This is a genomic window from Acinetobacter sp. LoGeW2-3, from assembly GCF_002688565.1.
Lineage (GTDB): Bacteria > Pseudomonadota > Gammaproteobacteria > Pseudomonadales > Moraxellaceae > Acinetobacter.
This window is the reverse complement of sequence record NZ_CP024011.1, coordinates 2,320,552-2,336,635: the sequence shown is the minus strand read 5'-3', so window position 1 is coordinate 2,336,635 and position 16,084 is coordinate 2,320,552. Positions and strand designations below refer to the sequence as shown.

Annotated in this window: 17 protein-coding genes; 8 read left to right on the top strand and 9 right to left on the bottom strand. The window is 42.6% G+C overall.

From position 1 onward, the window contains the following. Nucleotides 1-14 precede the first annotated feature (14 nt). The gene (hrpA, locus tag BS636_RS11320) at nucleotides 15-3,902 is read right to left on the bottom strand and encodes an ATP-dependent RNA helicase HrpA (protein ID WP_099339655.1); all 3,888 of its coding nucleotides are present in this window, start codon (nucleotides 3,900-3,902) and stop codon (nucleotides 15-17) included. Between the two features lie 690 nt (nucleotides 3,903-4,592). On the opposite strand from hrpA, the gene ahpC reads away from it, so the two are divergent. Then, complete coding sequence (ahpC, locus tag BS636_RS11315) at nucleotides 4,593-5,156, top strand: alkyl hydroperoxide reductase subunit C (protein ID WP_005222564.1); 564 nt, start codon at nucleotides 4,593-4,595, stop codon at nucleotides 5,154-5,156. Nucleotides 5,157-5,222: 66 nt separating this feature from the next. Here ahpC and BS636_RS11310 read toward each other — a convergent pair whose 3' ends face one another. Next, nucleotides 5,223-6,314: a zinc-binding metallopeptidase family protein gene (locus BS636_RS11310; RefSeq protein WP_099338855.1), complete on the bottom strand. Its 1,092-nt coding sequence runs from the start codon at nucleotides 6,312-6,314 to the stop codon at nucleotides 5,223-5,225. A gap of 310 nt (nucleotides 6,315-6,624) precedes the next feature. Here BS636_RS11310 and BS636_RS11305 point away from each other — a divergent pair, with 310 nt between their 5' ends. Beyond that, the gene (locus tag BS636_RS11305; RefSeq protein ID WP_099338854.1) at nucleotides 6,625-6,831 is read left to right on the top strand and encodes a KTSC domain-containing protein; all 207 of its coding nucleotides are present in this window, start codon (nucleotides 6,625-6,627) and stop codon (nucleotides 6,829-6,831) included. A gap of 23 nt (nucleotides 6,832-6,854) precedes the next feature. On the opposite strand, the gene BS636_RS11300 is transcribed toward BS636_RS11305, so the two are convergent. Together BS636_RS11300 and BS636_RS11295 are read right to left on the bottom strand one after the other, a co-directional pair. Then, nucleotides 6,855-7,445, bottom strand: a complete 591-nt coding sequence (locus BS636_RS11300; RefSeq protein ID WP_099338853.1) for an O-methyltransferase — start codon at nucleotides 7,443-7,445, stop codon at nucleotides 6,855-6,857. 27 nt (nucleotides 7,446-7,472) lie between these two features. Then, nucleotides 7,473-7,691 (bottom strand): DUF1653 domain-containing protein, encoded by a 219-nt coding sequence (locus BS636_RS11295; RefSeq protein WP_099338852.1) that lies wholly within the window; start codon nucleotides 7,689-7,691, stop codon nucleotides 7,473-7,475. 235 nt (nucleotides 7,692-7,926) lie between these two features. Between BS636_RS11295 and ahpF the strand changes: the two genes are divergently transcribed. The 3 genes from ahpF to BS636_RS11280 all read left to right on the top strand — a co-directional run bounded on the left by ahpF (nucleotide 7,927) and on the right by BS636_RS11280 (nucleotide 10,406). After that, nucleotides 7,927-9,492 carry an alkyl hydroperoxide reductase subunit F gene (gene ahpF / locus BS636_RS11290; protein ID WP_099338851.1) on the top strand — a complete coding sequence of 522 codons (1,566 nt, stop codon included), beginning with the start codon at nucleotides 7,927-7,929 and terminating at the stop codon, nucleotides 9,490-9,492. 299 nt (nucleotides 9,493-9,791) lie between these two features. Further along, nucleotides 9,792-10,040 (top strand): hypothetical protein, encoded by a 249-nt coding sequence (locus BS636_RS11285; RefSeq protein WP_005222579.1) that lies wholly within the window; start codon nucleotides 9,792-9,794, stop codon nucleotides 10,038-10,040. Nucleotides 10,041-10,214: 174 nt separating this feature from the next. Beyond that, nucleotides 10,215-10,406, top strand: a complete 192-nt coding sequence (locus BS636_RS11280) for a hypothetical protein (protein ID WP_005222584.1) — start codon at nucleotides 10,215-10,217, stop codon at nucleotides 10,404-10,406. Nucleotides 10,407-10,411: 5 nt separating this feature from the next. Here the strand turns inward: BS636_RS11280 and BS636_RS11275 are convergent, their stop codons facing one another. Together BS636_RS11275 and BS636_RS11270 are read right to left on the bottom strand one after the other, a co-directional pair. Beyond that, entirely contained in the window at nucleotides 10,412-11,050 is a 639-nt protein-coding gene (locus tag BS636_RS11275; protein WP_099338850.1) for a LysE family transporter, read from the bottom strand. Nucleotides 11,051-11,177: 127 nt separating this feature from the next. Further along, nucleotides 11,178-11,744, bottom strand: a complete 567-nt coding sequence (locus BS636_RS11270) for an FxsA family protein (protein ID WP_099338849.1) — start codon at nucleotides 11,742-11,744, stop codon at nucleotides 11,178-11,180. 120 nt (nucleotides 11,745-11,864) lie between these two features. On the opposite strand from BS636_RS11270, the gene ruvC reads away from it, so the two are divergent. Next, a complete protein-coding gene (gene ruvC / locus BS636_RS11265) occupies nucleotides 11,865-12,407 on the top strand; it encodes a crossover junction endodeoxyribonuclease RuvC (RefSeq protein WP_004815506.1) in 543 nt (180 codons plus the stop codon). Nucleotides 12,408-12,415: 8 nt separating this feature from the next. Here the strand turns inward: ruvC and BS636_RS11260 are convergent, their stop codons facing one another. After that, complete coding sequence (locus tag BS636_RS11260; protein ID WP_171266085.1) at nucleotides 12,416-12,691, bottom strand: acylphosphatase; 276 nt, start codon at nucleotides 12,689-12,691, stop codon at nucleotides 12,416-12,418. A 10-nt stretch (nucleotides 12,692-12,701) separates the two neighbouring features. Then, on the bottom strand, nucleotides 12,702-14,174 hold the full coding sequence (locus tag BS636_RS11255; protein ID WP_099338847.1) for an NAD(P)H-hydrate dehydratase: 1,473 nt from the start codon (nucleotides 14,172-14,174) through the stop codon (nucleotides 12,702-12,704). 23 nt (nucleotides 14,175-14,197) lie between these two features. On the opposite strand from BS636_RS11255, the gene queG reads away from it, so the two are divergent. Beyond that, a complete protein-coding gene (queG, locus tag BS636_RS11250) occupies nucleotides 14,198-15,292 on the top strand; it encodes a tRNA epoxyqueuosine(34) reductase QueG (protein ID WP_099338846.1) in 1,095 nt (364 codons plus the stop codon). 106 nt (nucleotides 15,293-15,398) lie between these two features. Then, nucleotides 15,399-15,608, top strand: a complete 210-nt coding sequence (locus BS636_RS11245; RefSeq protein ID WP_099338845.1) for a hypothetical protein — start codon at nucleotides 15,399-15,401, stop codon at nucleotides 15,606-15,608. 142 nt (nucleotides 15,609-15,750) lie between these two features. Here BS636_RS11245 and BS636_RS11240 read toward each other — a convergent pair whose 3' ends face one another. After that, nucleotides 15,751-15,990 carry a hypothetical protein gene (locus tag BS636_RS11240; protein ID WP_099338844.1) on the bottom strand — a complete coding sequence of 80 codons (240 nt, stop codon included), beginning with the start codon at nucleotides 15,988-15,990 and terminating at the stop codon, nucleotides 15,751-15,753. Nucleotides 15,991-16,084 lie beyond the last annotated feature (94 nt).

Genomic DNA, 16,084 nt, shown 5'->3' with positions numbered 1-16,084 from the left:
AAATTACCTATATGTTAACTGATTCCAAGACGATCCCATACTTTTTGTAGGCGATTCGGAGAAACTGGTGCTTTAGTTTTCATCGGTTGTGAAAATAAAGAGATCCGCAATTCCTCAACCATGAAATACAGTTCTTTCAGGCGAGCGTCATTTTTAAACTGGAACAATTTTTCCATCCAAGGGTCAATTTGATCAATGGCAGAATCATCCCTTTGTAAATTATTTGGCAAACGGTCAAGACGCAAAATCAGTGCTTTGAGATAACGTGGAAATTCAATCCAGACATCCGCTGGCACTGAATAAACAAAGTCAGAAAGATTCATCAAATCCAGCTGATCCTCAATGTCATCAATGTTCTTGCCAAAGACAGAACCGTCTAAAACCAACAATTTCCGGCGTATTTCCTGCCACTGGGTATAGATATCAGTGATATCGCGCAAGGCAGTTTGACCATGCGTTAAGAAAGATTTTTTTACATCTTCCAACAACTTTTGGAACTCTTGCGCATTGACAGGAAGCTCTTTTATTGCCATCTGCAGTGTGGCATAAACTAACATTTGTTCCAATTTGGCTTTATCACCCAATGGGGAATATGCCAATGCCAATGGCTTGGAAATCTGTTTTTTCAGTTGACGAATCAGATCACCCAGCTGCATGTGCACCAGACGAATGACACCGGCACGGTGCTGACGAATCGCTTCAGCCTGGTCATTAAAGGTCTGAATGACCACACCAGATTCATCTTTCTGTTCTAGCGCAGCAAAGTCTTTAGTTGGTACCAGTGCCTGATACTGCTTCACCACCACGCCTGTCACTTTTTGCGATGCTTCAAAGACAAAGCTTTCCGGGAAGGTTTTGTGTTCGCCTTTCAGCTGTTTGACTGGACTATGCGTTTCTGTACGACAACGGGCTTTTAACTCTTCCAGATCACGGCCCTGTTCAATTACACGACCTTTCTCATCGATCACCTTGATTAAAGGCAATAGATACTGCTCGACACGTTCCAGTGAAAAGTCTTTCTCGGTGATCTGTTCACCACGCAACTGGAATGCCAGGAAGCTAAAGATATGCTTTTGCAAATCGGTCGCATCAATGCGTGCCATCAGCTTACGTGCTGTATCCGGAATCGGTACCAGATTACGGCGTTTGTCTTTTGGTAAAGCTTTTAACAAGGCTTCAATGAGATCCTGACGCCAGCCTGGAATTCCCCAAGACCAGAGGTTTTCATCTACCTGCGGCAAGGCCTGTAGCGGAATACGAACGGTCGCCCCATCTTCATCATGGCTTGGATCAAAACGATAGCTGGCCGCCAGACGCAATTCACCATTACGCAGATAGTCCGGGAATTGCTGTGTGGTCGGACGATCATTCAGCCACAAGGCATCATCATCAATAAACAGATAACGGGGATCTTGCGGTTCTACCGTAGCCCGCCAGTCCTCAAAGCTACGACGACTTGCCACTTCTGGCGGTACTTTGGAGGCATAGAACTGATAAATAGTTTCTTCATCCACCACCAGATCGCGACGGCGCAGTTTGTCTTCTACCCGTTCCACTTCTTCAAGTTTGAGCAGGTTATGCTTTAAAAATGGCGGAGTAATACCCAAATACCCTGTGGTCAGTGCATCTCGCAGGAAGATTTCATGCGCAGCTTCCTGATCCACTTTCTCATAATTAATTTGACGTTTCGGTTCAATGATCAGACCGAAGAGCGAAATCTGGTCATAGGCATTCACTACACCGGCTTTCTTCGACCAATGTGGTTCAAAGTAATGGTGTTTGACCAGATCTCGTGCAGCCAGCAAAATCCATTCCGGCTCAATCTTGGCAAGCGTACGCAAATACACCTGCGAGGTTTCGACCATTTCAAAAGCCATCACCCAAGGGGTATTGGTCTTGTGCAAAGTAGATGCCGGGAAGACACGCGCCTTCTGCTGACGCACGGCCATAAACACGTTACGCTCATCGGTCTTATTGGCAATGAAAGATAACAAACCAGTTAACAATGCACGATGCAGATTTTCATAACTGGCTTTCTTTTCATTAAAGGACAGATTCAGTCCCTTCGCGAGGTCAACCAATTGCTCATGGGTTTTCTTCCATTCACGTAGACGCAGCCAGCTGAGGAAATGATTACGCGCAAAAGTACGGCGTTTATTCTCGCTCATACTTTCGCGGTTATTATGTAAGGTTTCCCACAGTTTGATATAAAACAGGAAATCGGAATCCGCTTCACGGAAAAGTGCATGTTTTTGATCAGCCTGCATCTGCTTATCAGCGGGACGTTCACGCGGATCTTGCACGGCAAGCGCAGCAACAATCACCAGCACTTCATTTAAAACACCGAAATGTGCTCCACCCAGAATCATTCGCGCCAAGCGTGGATCAATCGGCATTTTCGCCATTTGATAGCCGATTTTGGTTAATCCCCCTTGTGTTCCCCCTTTGTTAAAGGGGGAAGAAGTTGTCGACTGCTTTTCGTCGGCAACTTTAGGGGGATTCTTTTCCGTCATCGCCCCAAGCTCAATTAAGAGTTTGCGACCATCATTCACCAGACGGTGATCTGGTGGTTCAATAAAATCGAATTCTTCCAGTGAACCCAGTTTCAGGCTCTGCATTTGCAGAATCACCGATGCCAGGTTGGTACGCTTGATTTCCGGTTCAGTAAATTCCGGACGACTTAAAAAGTCTTCTTCGGAATAAAGGCGAATACACACACCCGGTGCAATACGACCACAACGGCCTTTACGCTGGTTCGCTGCTGCTTGGGAAATCGCTTCAATCGGTAGACGCTGAACACGTGAGCGATAGTTATAGCGCGAAATACGAGCAAAACCGCTATCGATCACATAACGGATATTCGGAACTGTGAGCGCAGTTTCTGCCACGTTGGTCGCGATGATAATGCGTCGCCCGCCACCAGATGGATTAAAGATTTTTTGCTGTTCAGCCAAAGCCAGACGTGCATACAAAGGCAGAACTTCTGTATGTCTTGGACCATGCTTGATCAGGGTTTCCTGTAACTCGCGAATTTCCTGTTCAGTACTGGCAAAAATCAGGATATCTGCATGTTCCGGATGACCTTTATCTTGTGCATCCTGAAAACATTCTTCTACAGCGGCTACGACTGCACGGGGCAGGTTTTCTTCGAAATCATCAAATTCATCGTCATCACTGCCACCGATGGTCATTTCTGAAATTGGGCGATAACGCAATTCAACCGGATAGCTACGGCCTTCTACTTCAAAGATTGGCGCGCCATTGAAATAATTACTAAAGCGATTTACATCCAGCGTGGCCGACGTAATGATGACTTTTAGGTCTTTACGACGTGGCAGCAACTGCTTCAGATAACCCATGATGAAGTCGATGTTTAATGAACGTTCATGCGCTTCATCGATAATGATGGTGTCATATTTGGTCAGGAAGCGGTCATTCGCCAGCTCTGCTAACAGAATACCGTCTGTCATCAAACGAACTAAAGAGTCCTGTGAACCCTGCTCATTAAAACGGACTTTAAAGGAAATCGACTCACCGAGCTTTTCTCCCACTTCTTCCGCAATACGCTGTGATACGCTACGTGCCGCCAGACGACGTGGCTGGGTATGACCAATCAGACCAGTCAGGCCTCGTCCTGCCAGCATGGCAATTTGGGGTAACTGCGTGGTTTTACCAGAACCGGTTTCACCGGCAACAATAATGACCTGGTGCTTTTGAATGGCTTCAATCAGTTTATCGGCATATTGGGTAACCGGCAAATCCTGATTCAGCTTGATATTGGGAATGCGTTCAACACGTTCCAAAACTTTTAAATGCGATTTTTCGAATAATTCTTGGTATTGTTTTTCATTGGCGTCCTTACCTTTACGTAAACGATTTAAACGATGAAGGTCACGTGCCATCACCCAGTTTTCGACATTTAAACCTTTCGCAGCCAAGTCAGCGCCCTACAACTATTCTAAAACACAGTATTCTACTCACTTTCATGCATTTTCCCAATGTACTTATGTGCACTTAGATCGTAATTCAGTTGTCGCCGCGTGACTAAAAGCCATGATTTACATTGCGCTTGGATCTGGAGCTGATTCGTATTTTTAAAATATTACAGCAAGTAAACAAATACTCCACCCTCTTTTTCAATACCTCGAACTATTCATTTCAAGTCAAAATTTGAAATAAGCGATAATAATGCTTAGGCTATTTAAATAAGACACCTTTGCTTACGTCTAACATACTTCACTTTTCACCTATTATAACAATGAAATATATTTATAAAATCAGTAGTTTGTATCTATTAATATTTCCAAATCCGATAAATTTATTTAAAAAAAATATGAATTTTTTAAGTTTTACCCTTGAATTTTGCTTCGTAAAACATCATGTTCTTATGCGGGTTGATGACCGAACATGATTTGTCATCCAGACAGCTTTGGCTGTGCCGAATGTACATAAAGAAGACTTGGGTAAACTGGCGTCAGTTACATAATTCGGTTTTTCCGATTCTTGTAATGTAAAAATACCATTTTAGCTAAGACCCAAAGTTCGCTATTCTTATTCAAAATTAAAGACTAACCTCAATCATGGAGACAATGATGAGCTTGATTAATACTGAAGTTAAACCATTTAAAGCAACTGCATTCCAAAATGGCCAATTTGTTGAAGTTACTGAAGCTGACCTTAAAGGTAAATGGTCTGTAGTATTCTTCTACCCAGCTGACTTCACTTTTGTTTGCCCAACTGAACTTGGTGACCTTGCTGACAACTACGAAGAATTCAAAAAACTTGGTGTTGAAATCTACTCAGTTTCTACTGACACTCACTTCACTCACAAAGCTTGGCACGATTCTTCTGAAGAAATCAAAAAAATCCAATACGTAATGGTTGGTGATCCTACTTGGACTCTTGCTAAAAACTTCGACGTACTAATCGAAGCTGACGGCCTTGCTGACCGTGGTACTTTCGTTATCGATCCAGAAGGTAAAATCCAAATCGTTGAAATCAACGCTGGTGGTATCGGTCGTGATGCTCAAGAACTTCTTCGTAAAGTTAAAGCAGCTCAATACGTACACGCTCACCCAGGCGAAGTTTGCCCAGCTAAATGGAAAGAAGGCGATGCAACTCTTGCTCCTTCAATCGACCTAGTTGGTAAAATCTAATCTGTATTAGATTAAACTGATTCGAAAAAGCCACGCATTTTGCGTGGCTTTTTTATTGGCAAGATTTTAAGCAACTTTACGCTGCGCACCCGCTGTTTTCTGAATCACATCATGGATGAATTTCAATTTCTGTTGCACCACCGGATTGATCAGGAAAGGATAAAAATCCTCCTGCCCCATACTGCGATTTAGGCTATTCATGGCAAATGCTACGGGTAACCAGGCCTGGTAAATTTCATCAAAGCTAGAGGTGTAATAAGGATTAATCCGTTTCGTTAATGTCATTAACTGATCATCACGTTCTTCGACGACATGCGGACGAATCTGCATGCCGAAGGAATCTGCCGTTTCCAGAACATCAACGATATGTAGGTAATGTGCCCAGGTTTCTGCCCAATCCTCCCATGGATGCATGGTGGCATAAGTACTGATATAACGCTCCATCCAGTCTGCAGGGGGCCCTTGATGATAATGTCGGTCTAAAGCTTCCTGATAATCCATACGTTCGTCACCAAACAGTTGCCGACATGGTTCCAGAAATTCGGTGTTATCAACCAGCACATCCCAATAATAATGTCCAATTTCATGCCGGAAATGCCCAAGCAAGGTACGATAAAGCTCCTCCATATTCTTGCGTTCCATGGCGCGTTCAACATCATCAGCTTCTGCAATATTCAGGGTAATCACGCCATTATCATGTCCTGTCATGACCTTGGGTTCATCCGGGCTATTTGGATTGGCTTTAAAATCAAAGGCCAGACCGGATTCAGGATTTTCCTGTCGGGACTGCAACGGCAACTTCCAGCGTAATAAGGAATAAACCAGACGATGTTTCGCGAGCTCAATTTTATGCCAGCGCAGTCGATACTGCGGTTCATTTAAATTAGGAATCACACGATTCAAACGGCAAGCCAGACAGAAATCATGTGGATCTTCTTGCGGAATGACCCAGTTACACACAGCATATTCAGCATTGGAACAATAACGGTATTTAGCCTGCGTATCCGGCTCTGTCAGAATTGATCCATCTGCATCAGGTTCTAAGGCCACAATCAACATAGTTGAGCTATCAAAGCCCAGCATATGCTGACATGCAGTACAGTAATTATTATCAAAATAAACAGGTTGATGACAGTGGGAGCACTTGAATAATTGCATGTTAAAAAACTCTGATTCGTTCTTGTTTTCCCTTCATCTTAAAGCAGTTTTTTTGACCTACCTTAAATTTTTTGTAGCATTTTCTTGCAATAGGTATCGAGAGTTTGCATATTTTTTTCTTAATGGAAATGTATAGTTTCTTGATAAAGACTTTGCCATGCTGTATTTATTGAATTAATGATTTTGGAAAGTCTGAGAAAGATACACAATTTACAAAGCGACTATATAGAAATCAGTGCCCTTGAATTAAGTTCAAGATATAGACCAATAAGAATTAAATCTAAATCTTCCTATCTATTGGAGGTGCAGTATGGCTCTACTTTTAACGGTAATTTCCTGGAAATATAATTCTTCTAGCCGCCACCTTAAAATTTTCTACGACAATGGCTTGACCGAGCTCTATCATCCAGTGCCTGAATATATTTATGACAATCTGCTCAGGCGTCATGATAAAGCTGCCTTTGTGAAAAAATACCTAGAATATGATCTTAATTTCACCCGGATTTATAGTGATTAAAACCGGTCATTTATTAAATACTACTATTGGAAAGTAATCAGCAGTAATCCTGCACCAATATTAAGTGTAGAAGACACGAAGCGCTTATCCTGATCGACCAGTTCCTTAAATTCTGCCACTTGTTCTGTGTGGGAAAGGACATTATCTACCACTAATAAACCACCCTGCCGTTGCAACAGTTGCGGCAGGTAATTCCAGTACTCGACATACGCATTACGCTCAGCATCGAGCAGAATAAAATCAAACTGTTTCTGACAGGACTTTAAATAGTTCAAAGCATCCATTACCTGAAAATCAATACAATGATCCAGCTTTAGATGCTGGGCATGTTGCTCAGCTTCTTTCGAGCGTTCGGCATCAATCTCCAAAGTCACCATATGACCTTGGGTATCCGATAAGGCTTCAGCCAGCCATAAAGTGGAATAACCTGTAGAAGTTCCAATTTCTAAAACTCGTTTAGATTGCTGAGCACGAATAAGAATAGAGAGGAACTGCGCTGATTCCGGCTCGATATTACGATAGCGTTGTAGTCGGTCAGTCAGGCCAGCATCATGCGCACTAAAGCGTGCATATAATTCACTGACATAGTTCTGAAAATTATTTAGCTGCTCCATGCTTTACTCTCTTATTCAAATTATTTTTTATAGTGGCTTGATCAATTTAAAGCGCTCTAATTCACGGTCATCATCTAAAGTGATTGTTTCAGTGAACATACTGAGTGGACGTACCCAAATCGAATAATCACCATACAGGCATTGATAAACTACCAGCTTTTCTTCGGTTTCACTATGGGTCGCTACATGCAAGACCTGATAAAGTTTACCTTTGTAATGTTGATAAATGCCGCGCTGAAGTTCCATAGTTATACTCGTTAATTCCGATAGTGCTCATCTTAACTGAAAATCCGTTTCAGACCAGCAGAACACTTGAAATTTCCAACATTACCCATATATAGGAGATTGAAATAAATGATGAAATTTTCACTTTATCTGTAAATCCGATTGAATAAATAAAAACTACCTGTTTTACCTATTCATCTATTTCACGTAATATGACTTCATCGAATGAATTATTACTCCTATGGGGAAGTTAGCAATGTTAGATCAAAATACAACAGCTCAATTAAAAGCCCTTTTAGAACGCCTTGAAGGTCCTATCGAACTGGTAGCCACTTTAGATGCTTCAGATAAATCTGCAAAAATCAAAGAACTTGTAGAGGAAATCGCTGCACTGTCTGATCTAGTAACTGCCCGTTTTGATGGTACTAACAAACGTGCACCAAGCTTTGGTGTGGCTAAAGCCGGAGAGCAACCTCGCGTGTTCTTCGCAGGCTTACCAATGGGTCATGAGTTCACGTCTTTAATTCTGGCACTGCTACAAACTTCAGGCTATGCACCAAAAGTCTCCGCAGAAGTACTTGAATCAATCAAAGGTCTAGGCATCAAATCTGACTTTGATGTATTCGTCTCTTTAAGCTGTCATAACTGTCCAGATGTGGTTCAAGCACTCAACCTTATTGCGATCTATAACCCAGGTACAACAGCAACCATGATTGATGGTGCTTTCTTCCAGGACGAAGTAGAAGAACGCAAAATCATGGCAGTGCCAATGGTGTTCCAGGACAATGAACATATCGGTCAAGGCCGCATGACTTTGGAAGAAATCGTAGCCAAACTGGATACCAACTCTGCAGCCAAAGATGCTGAAAAGCTCAATGCCAAAGAAGCATTTGATGTATTGGTGATCGGTGGTGGTCCTGCAGGGAATACCTCTGCAATCTACGCTGCTCGTAAAGGCATTAAAACCGGGATCGTCGCTGAACGCATGGGCGGTCAGGTAATGGATACCATGGACATTGAGAACTTCACTTCAGTGCAAAAGACTCAAGGTCCTAAATTTGCGGCTGAGATGGAAGCACACGTTCGTGAATATGGTGTTGATATCATGAACCTGCAACGTGTATCGAACATCAAAGGTGCAGATGAAACTGCCAACGGTCTGGTTGAAGTCACTTTAGAAAATGGTGCAAAACTTGAATCCAAAACTGTGATTCTGTCTACTGGTGCACGCTGGAGAGAAATGAATGTTCCAGGTGAAACGGAATACAAAACTCGTGGTGTAGCATACTGCCCACACTGTGACGGTCCACTGTTCAAAGGCAAACGTGTTGCCGTGATTGGTGGTGGTAACTCAGGTGTAGAAGCGGCGATTGACCTGGCTGGTATCGTTGAGCATGTGACTCTGGTGGAGTTCGACACTAAACTTCGTGCTGACCAAGTACTGCAAGACAAATTGAACAGTTTGTCAAACACAACAGTCATTAAAAATGCCTTGTCGACTGAAGTGGTGGGTGATGGTCAACAAGTGACTGCATTGAAATACAAAGACCGTGCGACTGATGAAGAGCACACTGTTGAGCTTGCAGGGATCTTTGTTCAGATCGGTTTATTACCTAACACTGATTTCTTAAAAGAAACTAAAGTTGAGTTAACTAACCGTGGCGAGATTGTGATTAACGAACGTAACGAAACCAATGTGAAAGGTGTATTTGCTGCAGGCGACTGTACCACAGTGCCTTACAAGCAGATCATTATCGCTACAGGTGAAGGTGCTAAAGCATCACTGTCTGCATTTGATTACATCATCCGTTCTGGTCAATAAGCCAGAGCGAAACAAAAAGCCTGCTTTATGCAGGCTTTTTGCTATTTCGAGATCATGCTAAATGGACGACATAATTGAATTAAGTGACTATAATTTCTTGGCAATTATTCTTTTAACTATCAAATCATTAAATTCAAGCAGCATTCTTTCTGAATAAAGGATTGTCCACAATCGCTTACACGTTTAACCTCATTACACGCTATCGAATACAAACAATCTCTCACATAATATAAACAAACATCCAAGGATTGATGTTTAAAAATAATAATCATAAAAACTAGTAAAATAAGGAGAAAAATATGCAGTATCAATATCATTGTGCATGCTGCAATAAAGCTGTTACATCCACTGATACTTCATGCCCGAATTGTGGCTCACATAGCATCAGAAGTCCCTATGGTTTCTGGATGTTTTGCTTATTGACCTGCTTAGCTGCAGCAGTCGTGTTTAAAGTGGTTCATGTCTATTCACAAGAACATCAGGATGTACCCACCAAAGATGTGATTTTTAATGCATTACAACTTGAAGTAAAACAACAATCTTCATAATTCTAATAACGATTCATTTTCACGGTTCGTTCTCCTCAGGGGCCTGATATTGAGTATCAGGCCTAATCATTTTATAAACACTGATTCTCAAAAGCCTAGCTATATCCCTTAGAAATTCAGCAACACTCTGCCTAGTTGATTTACAATAATGCGAGTCTTATTGAGGTATTGAGTATGGTGCAGTTAATTCGCAAAGGTGGTTTAAGAGAACGTGCCAATCGCAGTCGTAGCTATCAGGGTTCAGAAAATACAGAAGCCACGCTCAAGCCAAACCGATACAGCAATTCACAAAAAACAGAAGAAAAAAAAGAGGAAACTGCGGTTTCCCCTGTTCCGGCTGATCAAGATTCATCTCGTCAGGATTGATCGTCTTAATTCATCAATACTAATGCATCATACCAAAGCCAGATCGCAAAGATCAGGAACAGTACGCCTGAAATCAGATCAATATAGTTGCCCGCACGTTGGTACAGCACTTTGATTTTAGGCTGTGAAATAAGCAGCATCAGTAAAGCAAAAGTCAAAAAGGTTTGTAATGGAATAATCACCGCCAGTTGTGATTTCAAATAATCTGAAGCAGATGAGCTCAATGCCAGCGAAAATACACTGCTAAAATAAATTAGTGTTTTAGGATTAGATAGATTGGTCAATAAACCCAAAGTAAAATAATTTTTCGGTTCATTCATTACTATCTGATCGTCGCTAGTTTCATGACGTTGTTTAAATGCCTGTAGTCCACCATTTAACATTGCCCAGCCCATCTTCGCCAGAAACACTCCACCCACGATCATGAGGACTTGTTGAATCCACGGGAATTGGTCAATCAGCACGGTGAAACCAGCCAAGGTTAATACCACCCAAACCACAATTCCAGCTGAGATACCGGCAATAATCTTCAGGGCATTAGCACGCGAAGTAGACGCTGCACTTCTTGCAATCAGGAGTACGTCCGGGCCCGGACTCAGTTGAGCAATAAAATGTAAACCGCAAATGGTTAATAGCAAAGACATATTTTTTAGTAACTATTAAGACTGCAGCATTATAACTTTTGTTTAAATTTTCGCAGTACTTTTATCTTAATTTACTCGTATAAAAAAGCCGAATCATGTGATCCGGCTTCACCTGTGTAAATCTGAATTATTTTGGATTTACATCTTTCATTTCAATTTTTTTCGCTTCTGGTGTCACTTCACGTGCTTCACCGTCAATAATGGTTGAATCGCCACGACCACCTTGCTGGTTTTGCATGTCCTGCATCTGACGCATCATTTCCGCAAATGGGTTTTGACCTTGAGCACCGCCCATATCGCCCATCATGCCACCCATCATTTTTTCCATCATGGCTTGCTGACGTTTCATCATGATTTTCATCATTGCTGCTTTAAATGCCTGCTGTACAGGTGGAATCAGCATCAATACCGCCAGCACGTCTGTAATCAGACCTGGAACCAGCAGGAAGAAACCCGCCAGAATTTTGGGCAGATTGTTGGTCATCGCCGGATCGGTACTCATCTGGCCCATTTGCATTTGTTGCATTTGCGGCATGAGTCCGGTGGAATATTTGCGAATCAGGTTCATACCAATAAAGAATGCGGCCACGAACCAGAAAAATACGTACCACATGCTCCCGACGAGGTCGCCCACGCCAATCCACACAAATACTTCCAGGATTACGCCAGCAAGGATAATAAGAAATAATTTCATGAAAATTAATCTAATCTCTATTCAATAATTAAGGATGTAATCAACTGCTTCATCAGGATCAAGCTTTTTTGATACGCTTATGTAACAATATGGGCATTATTTTATTTTTAAAGTGCAGGCATGTCATTAATTATTGGGATTGACCCAGGTTCACGTCTTACGGGGTACGGCATTATTCAGAAAGAAGGTTCTAAACTGTCTTTTGTAGATGCAGGAACCATCAGGACAGAAACTGCGGAAATGCCTGAACGATTAAAGAGAATTTTTGCCGGGGTTGAACGTATTGTGAAATTCTATGGTCCGACGGAAGCGGCTGTAGAACAGGTATTTATGGCTCAAAATCCGGACTCTGCCCTGAAGCTCGGTCAGGCCCGTGGCGCAGCCATTGCGGCATTGGTTAATCTGGATCTGCAAGTCGCTGAATATACGGCACGTCAGATCAAGCAATCTGTAGTCGGCTACGGCGCAGCAGAAAAAGAACAGGTGCAGATGATGGTCATGAAGATTCTAAATCTGAGCATCAAACCGCAGCAGGATGCTGCCGATGCCTTGGCTGCAGCGATTTGTCATGCTCATGCTTCCGGCAGCATGAGTAAAATGGCGGTACTGAATGCCTTAGGCGGTATGGCACGCGGACGTAGCCGTGTCAGCAGACGACGTTAATCATTGAATTAACGCCTGATCTGAAAATCTTCAAACTGATATTCAGCTGAGTTTAATTCAAGTCGCTGGATGTCAGTTACATCTGCGTGAACCGGTCCTTGTTTGCTACGCGAAATCATCTCTTGAATTTTCTCCCTATCTCCGACAACAATGGCTTCAACCTGACTTGTAGGAAGATTACGCACATAGCCTTTCAGCCCAAGTTCTAGTGCATGAGATTCGAACCAATTACGATAACCCACTTTTTGTACTTTGCCTGAAATGGTTAATTTGACTGCCTGCATCATTCCATCCTTAAAGATTAACCACTTTATAAATTGCCTGCTTCATGTACTGTGCCTGTAGACCACGCTGACCATGTTTAGCCAATTCATCTCCAGCCAAGGCATGTAAAGTCACGATTTCATGCAGATGAATATCCTCATGAAACTGGGCTTTCAGGCTGGCAATCATGCCGGCAAGTACGTCTCCCATACCACCTGTCCCCATTCCCGGATTACCTGCAGTACAGATATACAACTGATCTTCCAGAATCAGGCTGCCTGAACCTTTTAACACCCACTGCCCCGCATACTTCTGCTGCAAGGCATGAATGGCAGTGATACGATCGGCCTCAATGTCCTGAGTTTTAGATCCTAATAAAGTCGCAGCTTCACCTGGATGTGGCGTGCAATAGGTTCGTGAATTTAGCTTTTCTGGTTGCTTTGATAAAAACCACAATGCATCAGCATCCAGGACAATTTCCAGATCGGACTGCTGAATAGCAGAAAACCAGAACTGGTAATGCTGCTCAGCCCATAGATCACGTCCCAAGCCCATGCCAAAACAAACTGCATCAACTTGTTGTAGCAAGTGATCCCGTTGATCTTCATCTATAGCATTAATATCTCGTAGCATAATATTTGGTGCACGAGACAGAATCGCCATATGATGTTTGGCATCACAGATTACTGTGACCTTTCCCGCACCTGCTGCAAATGCAGATTCAGCTGCCATGATCACCGCACCCCCCATATCGGCATGACCACCAATGACCAGTACATGCCCATAACTGCCCTTATGCCCAAAAGCCAAACGTTTTGGTAAATGGATGTGAGTATTAGATAAATAAGCGACTGGCTTTAATTCCGCATCGATTGGAATCGCAGAAATACATTCCACCTTTCCCGCGTAGGCTTGACCCTGCCCGGTAAATAAGCCCACCTTAAGTCCAAGTGCAGTATAAGTATAGTCCGCCTCAATAGAGACTGGTAAAGGCTGCCCGGTATTGGCATTGAGACCGCTTGGAATATCCACCGCGATTTTTAGGCCATTTTGAGGATTAATGCTTTGAATAATTCGTTGCCATTCTTCATTCAGCTCACGGTTCAGACCAATCCCAAACAGTGCATCGATATAGGCATCATATTCAGCTTGAAATTCAAAATTTGGATAGACTGTTATTCCAGCATCGATCGCTTCCTGACAAGCTAAAGCCAGATCCTGCGAACAACCCTTTTCAGCTACATAAATCTCAACCTGAAAACCGGCCTGTTTCAGATATTTTCCAACCAGATAGCCATCTCCAGCATTATTTCCCTGTCCACAGCAAACTGCGATCTTTTGAATATTCCCTTGGGCAAATAAAGGAATCAAATGTTGTGTAATTCCCCAAGCGACCTGCTGCATCAAACCATAAGAACTATTTTGCTGAGCAAACCAGCGCTGCTCCCATGCTTGAATACTTTGGCTATGATAAACAGGGCTATGGTAAACTTGTCGCTGCATTTTTTATTCCTTATTCCCGGTTTATGACTACACCCGATTCTCCCGCGCAAATTCAGGTTTTTCAAGAGGATTCAGAAGCTCTTAAAGCATGGATCAAGGCTCAGGCGCTGGAATTGGGTTTTTCTGATTGTGTCATTGCACGTCCGGATGCTCAAGCAGAATTGCCACGTCTACAAGAATATCTGGATCGTGGTTATCATGGCGATATGAAATTTCTGGAAGAAAATCTGGAAAAACGCGCTGATCCTACTTTGTTGATTCCAGATACCAAATCAGTAATCTGTGTACGTATAGATTATCTGGTAGAAATACCAGAACCACGAACCGTGCCTGAAGAACCGAATTCTGCCATCATTGCCCGTTACGCTCGTGGTCGTGACTATCACAAAACCATGCGTGGCCGGTTGAAAATGCTGGCAGCGAAAATCCGGGAAAAGGTCGGAGATTTTGAATCACGCCCTTTTGCCGACTCTGCCCCCGTGTTTGAAAAGTCTTTGGCAGAAAATGCCGGTATGGGCTGGACCGGAAAACATACTCTGCTGATTCATCAAAAAGCTGGTTCTTTCTTTGTTTTGGGTGAACTGTTTACTTCACTGGATTTGCCTTTTGATGAGCCAGCCAGCAAACATTGTGGTTCGTGTACAGCGTGTATTGATATCTGCCCGACACAGGCGATTGTAGAACCTTATCTACTGGATGCGAGACGCTGTATTGCCTATCTGACCATCGAATACAAAGGCATTATTCCTGAAGAACTGCGACGTGGCATTGGCAATCGTATCTTTGGTTGTGATGACTGCCAGCTGATTTGCCCTTGGAACAGCTTTGCAAAAACCACAACCATTGCTGATTTTCATCCACGACATGGACTGGATCAGGCCAGTTTGCTGGATTTATGGCAGTGGGATGAAACCACTTTCTTAGCTTCGACTGAAGGTAGCCCGCTACGGCGTACCGGTTATCAAAGCTTTATGCGTAATATCGCCATTGGTTTAGGCAATGCCCCGTTTAATCCGGCAATTGTTGAAGCCTTGCAAGATTCCCGAGCTCAGCATGATGAGATTGTACAGGTGCATATCGGTTGGGCGATTCAGGAACAACTTTCCAAATCCAGATAATTTTCTATCTTTACTTCGTGTCACAGATTCCCTTCAAAGCCTTACACACCTAAGTTTCAGACTATGGCATAAATTTAAATAGTCTCAGGAATGAAATGGAGGGACGATGATGTCATCACAAAATCCAAATCAAGAGCTATTGGAACAGTTGCAGCAGGAGCATCAAAAAGATCAAATGCAGCAACAGCAGCAGCCTCAACATGGACCCCTAAATTCACCAAAAAATAATCAACACGAACAGGATCAACGTGTGTTTAATAAACAGCATCGTAGTGATCTGCAAAATCAGAATATTCACGGAAATCATCGTGAATAATCTCAGACTATTCTTTTTCAAAGCTCGCCTTGTGCGGGCTTTGTTTATTGATTAAGAAAGAAAAAACCTAATGATAAGAAATTAATTTTATAAAAAACTTGATTCAAATTTCATATAAATATCTTTTTCTGAATCAGGAAAATTATTCTTTGCTTTCTATAGCAGCAAAATTATGTGCCGTAATCAGGATGCCATATTTCGCATTAAGATAGTCCCCCACTCGAATCACATCGCTGCCATTAGCATGGTCAACGGTAAGAGTCTGAGTAATCGCATCATATTGCAATGAGTCGAAACTCTCCTGATGCAGGCTCAGCCAGTGCAAGGTATCTGCCAGATTTTCATCAACGATATAGGTTTCAGCCTGAAAGTCTTTGCTCATTGCACACCCGTTTAAGCTCTTTATATATGTTCTATTTTAACGGAATATCCTTAATTTCAGGCATAAAAAAAGCGAGCAGATGCTCACTTTTTCT

Coding starts and splice junctions, on each gene's coding strand:
- hrpA (WP_099339655.1), bottom strand. CDS start 3,902: ATGGCACGTGACCTTCATCGTTTAAATCGTTTACGTAAAGGTAAGGAC.
- ahpC (WP_005222564.1), top strand. CDS start 4,593: ATGAGCTTGATTAATACTGAAGTTAAACCATTTAAAGCAACTGCATTC.
- BS636_RS11310 (WP_099338855.1), bottom strand. CDS start 6,314: ATGCAATTATTCAAGTGCTCCCACTGTCATCAACCTGTTTATTTTGAT.
- BS636_RS11305 (WP_099338854.1), top strand. CDS start 6,625: ATGGCTCTACTTTTAACGGTAATTTCCTGGAAATATAATTCTTCTAGC.
- BS636_RS11300 (WP_099338853.1), bottom strand. CDS start 7,445: ATGGAGCAGCTAAATAATTTTCAGAACTATGTCAGTGAATTATATGCA.
- BS636_RS11295 (WP_099338852.1), bottom strand. CDS start 7,691: ATGGAACTTCAGCGCGGCATTTATCAACATTACAAAGGTAAACTTTAT.
- ahpF (WP_099338851.1), top strand. CDS start 7,927: ATGTTAGATCAAAATACAACAGCTCAATTAAAAGCCCTTTTAGAACGC.
- BS636_RS11285 (WP_005222579.1), top strand. CDS start 9,792: ATGCAGTATCAATATCATTGTGCATGCTGCAATAAAGCTGTTACATCC.
- BS636_RS11280 (WP_005222584.1), top strand. CDS start 10,215: ATGGTGCAGTTAATTCGCAAAGGTGGTTTAAGAGAACGTGCCAATCGC.
- BS636_RS11275 (WP_099338850.1), bottom strand. CDS start 11,050: ATGTCTTTGCTATTAACCATTTGCGGTTTACATTTTATTGCTCAACTG.
- BS636_RS11270 (WP_099338849.1), bottom strand. CDS start 11,744: ATGAAATTATTTCTTATTATCCTTGCTGGCGTAATCCTGGAAGTATTT.
- ruvC (WP_004815506.1), top strand. CDS start 11,865: ATGTCATTAATTATTGGGATTGACCCAGGTTCACGTCTTACGGGGTAC.
- BS636_RS11260 (WP_171266085.1), bottom strand. CDS start 12,691: ATGCAGGCAGTCAAATTAACCATTTCAGGCAAAGTACAAAAAGTGGGT.
- BS636_RS11255 (WP_099338847.1), bottom strand. CDS start 14,174: ATGCAGCGACAAGTTTACCATAGCCCTGTTTATCATAGCCAAAGTATT.
- queG (WP_099338846.1), top strand. CDS start 14,198: ATGACTACACCCGATTCTCCCGCGCAAATTCAGGTTTTTCAAGAGGAT.
- BS636_RS11245 (WP_099338845.1), top strand. CDS start 15,399: ATGATGTCATCACAAAATCCAAATCAAGAGCTATTGGAACAGTTGCAG.
- BS636_RS11240 (WP_099338844.1), bottom strand. CDS start 15,990: ATGAGCAAAGACTTTCAGGCTGAAACCTATATCGTTGATGAAAATCTG.